General features: G+C 43.5%; 11 protein-coding genes. 3 read left to right on the top strand and 8 right to left on the bottom strand.

What is annotated here, in order from left to right; genetic code table 11:
• Nucleotides 1–195 precede the first annotated feature (195 nt).
• The 5 genes from DKT73_RS17870 to DKT73_RS17850 form a co-directional block, all read right to left on the bottom strand.
• Nucleotides 196–444 (bottom strand): hypothetical protein, encoded by a 249-nt coding sequence (locus DKT73_RS17870; protein WP_111639876.1) that lies wholly within the window; start codon nt 442–444, stop codon nt 196–198.
• 105 nt (nt 445–549) lie between these two features.
• The gene (gene ltrA / locus DKT73_RS17865; RefSeq protein ID WP_232827922.1) at nt 550–2,205 is read right to left on the bottom strand and encodes a group II intron reverse transcriptase/maturase; all 1,656 of its coding nucleotides are present in this window, start codon (nt 2,203–2,205) and stop codon (nt 550–552) included.
• A gap of 1,080 nt (nt 2,206–3,285) precedes the next feature.
• Entirely contained in the window at nt 3,286–4,929 is a 1,644-nt protein-coding gene (groL, locus tag DKT73_RS17860) for a chaperonin GroEL (RefSeq protein ID WP_111639874.1), read from the bottom strand.
• A 58-nt stretch (nt 4,930–4,987) separates the two neighbouring features.
• Complete coding sequence (locus tag DKT73_RS17855) at nt 4,988–5,278, bottom strand: co-chaperone GroES (protein ID WP_111639873.1); 291 nt, start codon at nt 5,276–5,278, stop codon at nt 4,988–4,990.
• A gap of 129 nt (nt 5,279–5,407) precedes the next feature.
• Entirely contained in the window at nt 5,408–5,887 is a 480-nt protein-coding gene (locus DKT73_RS17850) for an FxsA family protein (protein WP_111639872.1), read from the bottom strand.
• Nucleotides 5,888–5,934: 47 nt separating this feature from the next.
• On the opposite strand from DKT73_RS17850, the gene DKT73_RS17845 reads away from it, so the two are divergent.
• Nucleotides 5,935–6,252 (top strand): MGMT family protein, encoded by a 318-nt coding sequence (locus tag DKT73_RS17845; RefSeq protein ID WP_111639871.1) that lies wholly within the window; start codon nt 5,935–5,937, stop codon nt 6,250–6,252.
• Between the two features lie 37 nt (nt 6,253–6,289).
• On the opposite strand, the gene DKT73_RS17840 is transcribed toward DKT73_RS17845, so the two are convergent.
• Nucleotides 6,290–6,775 carry a YajQ family cyclic di-GMP-binding protein gene (locus DKT73_RS17840; protein WP_111607552.1) on the bottom strand — a complete coding sequence of 162 codons (486 nt, stop codon included), beginning with the start codon at nt 6,773–6,775 and terminating at the stop codon, nt 6,290–6,292.
• Nucleotides 6,776–6,858: 83 nt separating this feature from the next.
• Between DKT73_RS17840 and DKT73_RS17835 the strand changes: the two genes are divergently transcribed.
• The gene (locus DKT73_RS17835) at nt 6,859–7,806 is read left to right on the top strand and encodes a ketopantoate reductase family protein (RefSeq protein WP_111639870.1); all 948 of its coding nucleotides are present in this window, start codon (nt 6,859–6,861) and stop codon (nt 7,804–7,806) included.
• A gap of 24 nt (nt 7,807–7,830) precedes the next feature.
• Here the strand turns inward: DKT73_RS17835 and DKT73_RS17830 are convergent, their stop codons facing one another.
• Together DKT73_RS17830 and DKT73_RS17825 are read right to left on the bottom strand one after the other, a co-directional pair.
• On the bottom strand, nt 7,831–8,664 hold the full coding sequence (locus DKT73_RS17830; protein WP_111639880.1) for a CvfB family protein: 834 nt from the start codon (nt 8,662–8,664) through the stop codon (nt 7,831–7,833).
• Between the two features lie 79 nt (nt 8,665–8,743).
• Nucleotides 8,744–9,304, bottom strand: coding sequence for a DUF1415 domain-containing protein (locus DKT73_RS17825; protein WP_111639869.1), 561 nt, complete (start codon nt 9,302–9,304; stop codon nt 8,744–8,746).
• 232 nt (nt 9,305–9,536) lie between these two features.
• On the opposite strand from DKT73_RS17825, the gene DKT73_RS17820 reads away from it, so the two are divergent.
• Complete coding sequence (locus DKT73_RS17820) at nt 9,537–10,745, top strand: DEAD/DEAH box helicase (RefSeq protein WP_111639868.1); 1,209 nt, start codon at nt 9,537–9,539, stop codon at nt 10,743–10,745.
• The last annotated feature ends 60 nt before the right edge of the window (nt 10,746–10,805 follow it).

The following is a 10,805-nucleotide window of genomic DNA, read 5'->3' as shown; positions in this document are numbered from 1 at the left end:
TTTGCCAGCTTCGCTGGGCAAACAAAAAAAAACCTCGCTAAATAGCGAGGTTTTTCTTTTTTATCAATGGGTTAGAGTGAGATGCCGGGTAGCAGCAGTACATTACTGTACCGCCGCCCCCTAAGAACCGGACAAGCAAGTTTCCCCGCATCCGGCTCAAGCCTTTATAAGTCTAGCGAGCTAGACCGGCAGAACTTACCAATCAATTCTTAGGTTAGTCCGTGCTCTATCATAGTGAATAACACCTATGCGAACACCTTTAGACCTGAAGAAGCAAATCACTTGCTTAAGCTCTTCAGGCGTTAAGATAGTTGGCATCTTATCAAAGAGAAGCCTTATACCAAGGTGAAACTGGACATAATCGATATGATTAATAAGCTTCGCGATAGTTAACTCGACTTTCTTGTTAGAAAAATGCAACTCAGAAGACAAATGTGTTGTCATGATGGATCTCCTATTTAACTGCTTCACAGCATGATTAAGGGAATTGATAGATGTAGGTAAAGCCTACATGATCAATAATCGACCACAAATCAATCTTTGTCAAACCTAACCCAATTGATGCAATTGCCTATGACAATTAGGATGCAGCAACTGCAAGTTGTCCGTATTGTCGCTTCCACCACGATAACGCTCTACCACATGGTGAATGTTCCACCCTGTTTCCGACGTGATCAGTTGGTTGCAACAAGGGCACCTACGCTGCTGCCTTTTCCACAACGAGTACGCTTTCTTGAGTCCAAACTCTGAGTTCTCCATTTTGTAGTCGAGGCGACTTTCAAAATAGAGTTCATCTTCTAGATCGTAAAAGCATTTGTGTGCTTTGATCTTTTTATGGCGCTTGATCGCCACATCCGAGGCATAAAACAAAGTCACGCTTTGTTCTTTAAAATCCGAGTCATAAAAGACCCAGTTTTTCTTGCCTATGGTTGTGAAGTATTTTCGAACAATCCAACGCTTACCTTTATTGGGATGTCGACGACAACACCAACGCCAGAGCATTTTCCAAACTCGATGATCCAAGTATTTGAATGTTTCCTTTGACGTTCCTGCTTTATGAAAGTAAGCCCAGCCCCGAATAACGGGATTAAGCTGTCTAATCAAGTTCGCAGTAATGGCCATTTTGTTTCGATCAAATATGGACTTAATCTTCGCCAATATATTTCTCAGGTTTTTCTTTGATGGCTTCGTTAAAAGCTTCTCGCCGTACTTCCTAAGATTCTGACCCAAGAAATCAAAGCCTCTATGCACGTTCGTAATAACCGTTTTGCTCTCTGAAAGCTTTAACCCGCGTTGTGCCATAAAGGCTTCAACTAGAGGTCTCACTTCCTTATCCAGAATCTCTTGCGAAATTCCAGTGATTACAAAGTCGTCAGCATAACGCACATAGTTTACCTTTGACCGTCCGGCGAGCTTCGAGCCAATCTTTCCGTATCGTTCACGTAAAATCGGTTCTAACCCATCAAGAGCCCAGTTCGCTAACAGTGGAGAAATGATTCCACCTTGCGGGGTTCCTGCTTCCGTATCAAGGTACTTGCCTTGTTCCATGATGCCAGCTTTCAGCCATTTACGGAGCACCACTCTGTCCATAGGAACATTATGGATTAACCATTCATGACTGATGTTATCAAAGCACCCTTCTATATCGCCCTCTAACACCCATTCGGCAGAATTGCCGCGACTCAGATTAACGAACAATTGTTCGATCGCATCTTTTGTCGAGCGTAGAGGACGAAAGCCATAAGAATTTGGATCGCCATGCACTTCCGATACAGGTTCAAGAGCAAGCATATAAAGTGCCTGCATTGCTCTATCCAACATAGTCGGTATCCCAAGCGGACGGCGCTTACCGTTGGACTTGGGAATGTACACACGACGCAACGGTTTTGGCTTATAGCCTTTCCGCTCCATCCTTCCTATGGCACTCCATTTACTCGCGGGCGTATCCCACGTTTCACCGTCCATTCCCGCAGTCTTACGACCACGGTTTTCCGTGACACGTTTAATGGCAATCGCTTTAGCGGAATATGAGCGCACCAACATTCGCTGGAGTTGCTTTACTTTCCGCCATTGCTTTTCTTTAGCTGCCTTCGCGATCCGTACCTGTAGCTCTCTCACTTTGAGATGACTGGTTTCCCAATCAATCTCATGCCATGAGTTAGCAAAGCGGGATGACGCAGGCTTTTCATTTGATGAATTGCTCAATCTTGCAGTCCTCCTTAGTGAAGAACACCCGCAAGATGGAGGCGGATTTATCCCCACAGGGGAATAAATCTTTCCCCTGTGGGTGTTCATATTTATTGAGTCAAAGACTCGTACTTTCTACTACAGAAAGCTTTACAGGCTTTCACACGATTAAAGACCAGATAGAAGTCTGCACTCTTTCGAGTTGGGGCAAAGTTCAAACCCCTATCCCTGCCATTACAGCAAAGCATTCGCTTTTTCTATCCTCCTTTACCCGCATCCCCAACAGCGCTCCTTACGGATTGCCTGCCACGAGGGCAGAGATACGGGCTTACCGAGTTCCGGCATTTTCACACTATTGGTTTAGGTTCTGTCTATCCACCGGTGGTTTAAAGTCAGCGTGTACCCAGATGTGAAGAGTACAACCAACCACATACCATTTTGGTTAGAGCCTTATAACAACACTTAGCTCTTTGCGGTTGACGGTGTTTATCAACAGTTCACATGCGTTAACCATACCAACAAGCCTAGTGTCTTTGTTGTGTGTTGTTCACAACATCTATATCTACCTCACGGTAAAATACACCCGATTCGGGGACTACATTGTAAGGAAGCTCCGCACCCCACCGTTACCAGTGACGCACTATCCTTAGGCTACTAATGGCTGAACATTAGGTCTCACTACCTGCAAACAGGTGAGACAATGAAAATACCAGCTTACGCGCAAGCGATAGCTAGCGTTGGTAATAAAAACACACGATGTTGCCTACCTCAGTAATCCCTTAAAACGCAGATATACCTCAGTATGCTTTATGAAATGAGCATTGTCCGATAACGGATTTTGCCTTTATGAATAGAGCCCTCATTGATATGAGGAATCTTTTGATAAAACTACGAGTGGTTTCGCAGCATTTTATAATTAGGCGCGCACGCCCGAGTTTCTAGTCTCTCATTAGAGAGTCCGATGCTCGGGGTTTAACGCCCGAACATCGGGATTTTATAAACGCTATTTATTGCGGGTTGGGTGTAGACACCAACTCATGTTAGTATCTACTGACGTTGAACCCCGCGAGGCTAGCTACCTCTGCGACTCTCGTCGCATCACATCATCCCGCCCATACCACCCATTCCGCCCATGCCACCCATATCAGGCATACCAGAATCATCTTTTGGCAAATCAGCAATCATAGCTTCGGTTGTGATCATTAGACCTGCAACAGACGCAGCAGCTTGAAGTGCAGAACGCGTTACTTTAGCTGGATCTAGGATACCCATTTCCAACATATCGCCATACTCACCAGTAGCAGCGTTATAACCGTAGTTACCTTCACCTTGCTTCACTTTATCAACAACTACAGAGGCTTCATCACCTGCGTTAGTTACGATTTGACGCATTGGCGCTTCCATCGCACGCAATGCCAAAGCGATACCGACGTTTTGATCTTCGTTATCACCAACAAGGCCAATCACTTTCGTTAATGCGCGAACCAAGGCAACACCACCGCCCGCAACAACACCTTCTTCAACCGCTGCACGAGTGGCATGAAGCGCGTCATCAACACGTGCTTTCTTCTCTTTCATTGCTACTTCAGTCGCTGCACCAATTTTGATAACTGCAACGCCACCAGCTAATTTAGCCACACGCTCTTGAAGTTTTTCTTTGTCATAGTCAGAAGAAGAATTCGCAATTTCAGCACGAATCTGTTCAACGCGACTTGTAATATTCGCAGCATTACCCGCACCATCAACGATGGTTGTGCTTTCTTTTGTCAAAGTAACGCGCTTAGCCGTACCAAGCAGTTCTAAAGTCGCGGTATCAAGACTCAAACCCACTTCTTCAGAAATGACTGTCGCACCAGAAAGCACAGCAATATCTTCAAGCATTGCTTTACGACGATCACCGAAACCAGGCGCTTTTGCCGCAGCAACTTTCACGATTCCACGCATGCTGTTAACAACCAACGTTGCCAAGGCTTCGCCTTCAACGTCTTCAGCAATGATCAACAAAGGACGTGATGCTTTCGCAACACCTTCCAATACTGGAAGCAATTCACGGATATTGGTGATTTTTTTATCAACCAATAGAATGAATGGATTCTCAAGTTCCGCACTCATTGTCTCTTGGTTGTTAATGAAATAAGGAGATAGGTAGCCACGGTCAAACTGCATACCTTCAACCACAGCCAACTCATCGTCAAAGCCAGAACCTTCTTCAACCGTAATAACGCCTTCTTTACCAACGCGTTCCATTGCTTCTGCAATGATTTTACCTACAGAAGAATCAGAGTTGGCAGAAATAGTGCCCACTTGCTCGATAGCGCGAGTATCTGTGCACGGTGTAGACAAAGTAGCAAGCTCTTTAACAACGGCTGCAGCGGCTTTGTCAATACCACGCTTTAGATCCATTGGGTTACGGCCAGCCGCAACAGACTTCAAGCCTTCTGTAACAAGTGCTTGCGCTAATACTGTTGCAGTAGTCGTACCATCACCAGCCACATCATTGGCTTGAGATGCCACTTCTTTAACCATTTGTGCGCCCATGTTTTCGAACTTGTTTTCAAGTTCAATTTCTTTGGCGACCGTCACACCATCTTTTGTAACAAGTGGAGAGCCAAAAGACTTCTCAATAACAACATTACGACCTTTTGGTCCCAAGGTTACTTTCACTGCATCGGCTAGGATGTTTACGCCTTTCAACATTTGTTGACGAGCGCTATCACCAAACTTAACTTCTTTAGCTGCCATTTTTTATTACCCTTAACTGTTTTAAGTGTTACAAATCGAATATGAACTACAAAACGGATTAGGCTTCAATAACGCCGTAAATCTCGTCTTCTTTCATGATAAGTAGCTCTTCACCATTGATTTTCACTGTTTGACCAGAGTATTGACCAAACAACACAGTGTCACCAACGCTAACAGCCAATGCTCGCACATCACCGTTAGATTGAATACGACCAGTGCCAACAGCCAAAACCTCGCCTTGTGTAGGCTTTTCTGTAGCAGATCCAGGCAATACGATACCAGACGCTGTTGTTGTCTCTTCTTCTTTACGGCGAACAACGACACGATCGTGCAAAGGACGAATATTCATTTATCATCTTCTCCAATTAAAACAATACCAGGACTCCCCTGGCTGGATAACCCTACTGCATACATAGTAGGAATCTTTAACATGGTTCTATATACGGCTATACAAACCGATTTCAACCCTAGAAAAAAATTATTTTTTATCTATTAACTCATTGTCGTCTTTAGGTTCTTTTGAATACTCACCGTCGATGGTTTCTCCCTTAGATTGGGCATCATAGTTACCATAGGGCGCCCATTTAGAGCCTCTTTTCACCATTGATGCAACAAAGTTCACTAACAATCCGGCCGCGAACAACTTACGCAATGGCGGAATAAGTAATAACCCACCAATAATATCAGTCACAAAACCCGGCATTAATAAGCATAAGCCTGCAAAAATCAGCATCACACCCTCAGCAACCTCAGAGGCAGGAAGCTCACCACGACGCATTTTTTCTTGCGCTTTTAATGATGTCTCCAAACCTTGCTTACGAATGAGTGTGATGCCTACAATAGCGGTTAAAAAAACCAACCCTACCGTTGCTAGCGCACCAATTTGGCTACCAACCTTTATCATTACCGACAGCTCAATAACGGGTATGAGTATGAAAAGCAAAAGTGCAAATCTCATATTTACCTTCTTTGTTTAATGTGTAGTTGTTTATCTAAGGGCTAAATATGACAAATCAAGCAATGATGCACTTTAAATCTCAAGTGTTCCTCATTCTGAGTGAAGTCCCCCTAGGGGAATGCATTGCTTATGGCGAACTGGCAAAACAAGCAGGCTTTCCGGGTTATGCCCGACAGGTTGGCTACTTAATGAAAAATCTTCCCAACGACAGCAAACTGCCTTGGTTTAGAGTGGTGAACGCACAGCACAAAATTAGCTTTGCCGAAAACACCGATGCGTATTGGAAACAGAGAAACCATCTAGAAAAAGAAGGCTGGGTCATTATAGGAAATAAGTTAATGGTCAATGAGCGCTCTAAAAAATAAGGGCGTTGGCCATTAAACATGGCACGCCCTTCTATCATTAGTCTCTAAAGTTCGTAAATTGAACAGGTTGCGCTAAGTCAGCATTGCGCAATAGCGCCATGACTTCCTGAAGATCGTCACGCTTTTTACCCGTAACACGAAGCTGATCGCCTTGTATCTGCGCTTGCACCTTCGCTTTACTGTCTTTGATCATTTTAACAATTCTTTTCGCCTCATCAGACTCGAGACCTTCTTTCATTTTAATCGCTTGAGAAGCGCGCATATTTCCCTTTACAACGTCTTCTTTCTCCAAACTCTTTAAATCAATTCCACGCCCAACCAGTTTTTGATTTAGAATATCTGACATCTGGCGAAGTTGAGGCTCTGCTTCTGCTTCCATCACCACACTGGTTTTGTCTTTAATTTCGTAGTGCGCTTTTACGCCTTTAAAGTCATAACGAGTGGTAATTTCTCTGTTAGCCTGATCGACTGCGTTACTGACCTCGTGCCAGTTTAGCTCAGATACTACGTCAAATGATGGCATTTTCTGCTCCTTTGCATTTTCAATAATGTATTTTGGGGCGATAATAACAGGGATTGAAATAAAACACCTAATGGAAACCTATTATGAAGAACACGCCTTGGTTGGTTATCGGCGCTGGCGCTATCGGTCTTTTTTGGGCCTGCAAGCTAGAAAAGCTCGGCAATAAAGTCCATCTAGTGTATCGGTCCGAGAGCCCAGGTAAAAAAATCACCCTCGAATCGCTGACCGATGAAGAGGGACATCAACAAGTCAGCGTCTCAAAACATAAAATCAAGAGTTTCACTGCTGAAAGCCTTACTGGCCAATACGACAAGGTTCTCATTTGCACAAAATCCTTTGACTTAAAAAATGCTTTTACTCAAATTGCGAGATGCATCACACCAGATGCACACATAGCTTGCCTGTGCAACGGCATAGGCGCACAGGAAGAATTGCAAAGCATCCTATTGGACACTCAAACACTCTGGGCTGGAATCACCAGTGAAGGCGTATTGAAAATAGAAGCTGATCACATCAAACACACAGGATTAGGAGATACTTATTTTGGCGAATGGAGACCATCAGACCCAGCGAAGAGTTTCCCAATTGAATCCCTTACCGTCACCAATATCCGCCAAAGAATGATAGAGAAATTAGCCGTAAATGCCGTTATTAATCCCATTACAGCCATCTTTAACATACACAATGGCGACCTTTTGAATGACGAGTATAAACCTCTTATTAGCGCCACGCTCTCTGAGCTCGCCAGTGTTTTGACTCACCCTCAGTTCAGCTATGCTCAAGAAAGCCAGCACTTAACATCAGACAATCTGAAAAATAGAGTCAACACAATTGCCCAACTGACGCGTCTAAATCGCTCATCAATGCATGAAGACGTTAGACTACAACGACAAACAGAAAACAGTTTTATATCAGGCTTCTTACTCGACAACAGCCCTATTGATCTTCCAGTACAGCGCCTATTGTACGAAGGCGTCGCCTTTGCAGAACAGCGCGAAGAGATCAAAAAAAAGCTGCTAAGCATTGCTTAGCAGCTTTTGGTAATCCTTTTTACATTAAATCTTGGTGATTTTTTCTTTGGTTAAGAGTATTTTTTTCTCTTTATAAAGGGCACCTAACGCTTTTTTATACGTGGCTTTACTCACTTTAAAGACCGCATAGATGGCTTCTGGAGAAGCTTTATCGGTTAACGGGGATTCACCACCTTGAACATCCAGATAGTCCAAAATGTCATCCAGAATGTTGCGCACTTTTTTATAACCAACTTCTTGCAAGCTTAGATCAATCTTACCATCTTCACGCATTTGCTTAATAAAGCCCGTGGTTTTTTCGCCTTTTCTCAACTGCCTGAAAGCATCTTCAAAAAACAACACCCCCCAGAAGCGATTATCGATAACACACTTAAAACCGATGTTCGTTTTATCTCCTATGATGATAGAAACCTTGTCACCCACTCGATAGGGCGCAGCTTCACGATTAAGTAAAGCATCTACCTTTGTGGTTGCTACAATTCGGTTAGTAATATTGTCCAAATAAATAAAGAGAAGATGCGTTTCGCCTTCTTCAACCCGAGTTTTCTGTTGACTAAAAGGCACAAGTAAGTCTTTTGGTAGTCCCCAGTCAAAAAAAGCCCCCACCTGATTTACCGCTATCGAGGTCAACGCAGCAAATTCACCAACCTGAGCTTTGGGAAAATCCGTCGTAGCAATCAATTTATCATCAGAATCTAAATAGACGAACACTTCCACGTCGTCATCAATCGTTGCACCTTTTGGCACATAACGTTTAGGCAATAAAATTTCGCCTAATTGATCGGCGTCTAAATACACCCCAAAATCTTTCTCTTTCACAATTCTTAATGTATTTAAACGCCCAATTTGTGTAGCCATGAGTTCTCCGGCAAGCAATTTTTTTCGCACTATACGCACTTCATTCACAAGCGCAATACAGATAATTTTAAATCTCTAATCAGTCGTTATCTGCTTTCATACAGGTTGCAAATATATCGTCTAACTTAGACTTCCCAATCTCTTCCATTTTTTCAATATTGCGATTTGGTATTTCCGATGTATCGCCGAAAAACTCAATCGCTTTATCCACACTCGCCTCCCTCAGCAAGTGCAACATAGGGTAAGGTGAACGATTAGTATAGTTGGAAACATCATCGGGTTCGGCGCCAGAAAAACAATAATCAGGATGAAAAGTCGCTAACTGATAAACACCCTCACAACCTTGATCAAACATGAGATTTTCTGCCGTTTCCACAAAATCTAGGTAACGGTGAAAGTCTTTAAATAGAGTAGGAAAAATCAACAGCGTTGTTTCGGTCTCTGGATGTTCATCTAACCATTGCACTTCAGCCATCAGCTCTTCTAAGGCCACATCCATTTTCTTTGAACGCAACACCACACAACGAACACTTTGCTTCTCCACTTCACGTTTAGCAAAAGGACAAACATTTAACGCCACAATAAAGTCTTTAACCCACTTCATGGTTTGAGTGGTGACTAACTCATCCGATAACAACATAACCTGTCTTCTTATCAATATTTGCTTGTATTTTAGAACAAACCACACAAAGGGTCTAACTTATCCCACAGACCTTTTGAGGTTTCGATTTCGAAACCTCAAAAAACAAGGTATCATGACAAACAATACAGTCCATTATAGTGGCTATAGGCCCATATTTATTATGATAACCATAAGTAATTTATGAAATTCATAAGTGGTCTTGCCATTTATCCCGCTACAGAGAGTTTACATGTCATTTGCTGAATTAGATTTGGATGCCACCATAGAACAAGCCATTAGTGATCTTGGCTTCGAAACCCCAACAGAGATCCAAGAACAAGCCATTCCAATTGCTCTAGATGGTTCAGACCTTCTTGCCACCGCCCCTACAGGCACAGGCAAAACCATTGCCTTCTGCGCACCAGCTATTCAGCATATTCTTGACCGTGATGAACAATCCACCACAGCACCAAAGGTACTGATATTGGCCCCAAGCCGAGAGCTTGCACGTCAAATTTTTAATGTCGTTGAACAACTAACCAAACACACACGCATCCAGTCACACCTGATTATTGGTGGCACACCCTACGGCATGCAACAACAACAATTAAGCGAACCATGCGACATCCTTGTGGCCACACCAGGTCGATTGGTCGAGTTGGATGAAAAACGCTGGCTCGATCTCACCGATGTGACTTACTTTGTTATCGACGAAGCTGACCGCATGCTAGACATGGGGTTTGTTAGCGCTATCAATCATATTGCCAAAGAATTACCACAAGAACACCAAACGCTGATGTTTTCCGCCACATTAGAAGGCGAAAAAATGGGGCGTTTTGCCAGCGCATTGCTAAACAGCGAAACACAACAAATTCGCCTAGGTGAGTCATCTCGCACTGTTCCTAGCCAAATTCGTCAAATCGCGTATCGCGTTGACAGCGAAGAGCACAAAGAAGCCGTATTGAAACATCTGCTCACCCAAGATCGTGTTCAACAAGCAGTACTGTTTGTATCTAACCGTGAGCATGTCGATGTTTGGGTGCAACGAATTCGCAAAATGGGCTTAATGTGTGATGGTTTGCACGGTGAAATGAAACAAGGTGACCGCAGTGAGCACATGAAACAAATGAAACGTGGCCGCTTGCAAGTCTTGGTCGCAACCGATGTTGCATCACGCGGGATCGACCTACCCGAAATCAACACCGTTGTTAACCTTCGCTTACCACGTAAAGCCGATTCTTATATCCACCGAGCAGGACGCGCTTCTCGAGAAGGCGAACCGGGCGATTGCATTTCCTTAATCGACATCAATGACTTGCCTATGATCGAAAAAATTCAACGATTCATGCAAGCCAACATCAAATTTGGACGCATCGAAGGTCTAGAACCTAAAACCAAAGCACGCTCACCTAGTAGCAAGAAAAGTAAAAAGAAGAAACCAGCGCCAAGTAAAAAATAAAGCTGGTTCAGCACTATAGTCATAAAAAAGGCGCTTTATTTGCGCCTTTTTTATCTTAAC

This window comes from Marinomonas shanghaiensis, assembly GCF_003259175.1.
GTDB classification, from domain to species: domain Bacteria; phylum Pseudomonadota; class Gammaproteobacteria; order Pseudomonadales; family Marinomonadaceae; genus Marinomonas; species Marinomonas shanghaiensis.
The sequence above is the reverse complement of the archived record's forward strand: the minus strand, read 5'-3'. Positions and strand labels throughout refer to the sequence as shown.

What these genes read in the sequence shown, in the direction of transcription:
- DKT73_RS17870 (WP_111639876.1), bottom strand. Translation starts at nt 444, where the DNA reads ATGACAACACATTTGTCTTCTGAGTTGCATTTTTCTAACAAGAAAGTC.
- groL (WP_111639874.1), bottom strand. Translation starts at nt 4,929, where the DNA reads ATGGCAGCTAAAGAAGTTAAGTTTGGTGATAGCGCTCGTCAACAAATG.
- DKT73_RS17855 (WP_111639873.1), bottom strand. Translation starts at nt 5,278, where the DNA reads ATGAATATTCGTCCTTTGCACGATCGTGTCGTTGTTCGCCGTAAAGAA.
- DKT73_RS17850 (WP_111639872.1), bottom strand. Translation starts at nt 5,887, where the DNA reads ATGAGATTTGCACTTTTGCTTTTCATACTCATACCCGTTATTGAGCTG.
- DKT73_RS17845 (WP_111639871.1), top strand. Translation starts at nt 5,935, where the DNA reads ATGACAAATCAAGCAATGATGCACTTTAAATCTCAAGTGTTCCTCATT.
- DKT73_RS17840 (WP_111607552.1), bottom strand. Translation starts at nt 6,775, where the DNA reads ATGCCATCATTTGACGTAGTATCTGAGCTAAACTGGCACGAGGTCAGT.
- DKT73_RS17835 (WP_111639870.1), top strand. Translation starts at nt 6,859, where the DNA reads ATGAAGAACACGCCTTGGTTGGTTATCGGCGCTGGCGCTATCGGTCTT.
- DKT73_RS17830 (WP_111639880.1), bottom strand. Translation starts at nt 8,664, where the DNA reads ATGGCTACACAAATTGGGCGTTTAAATACATTAAGAATTGTGAAAGAG.
- DKT73_RS17825 (WP_111639869.1), bottom strand. Translation starts at nt 9,304, where the DNA reads ATGTTGTTATCGGATGAGTTAGTCACCACTCAAACCATGAAGTGGGTT.
- DKT73_RS17820 (WP_111639868.1), top strand. Translation starts at nt 9,537, where the DNA reads ATGTCATTTGCTGAATTAGATTTGGATGCCACCATAGAACAAGCCATT.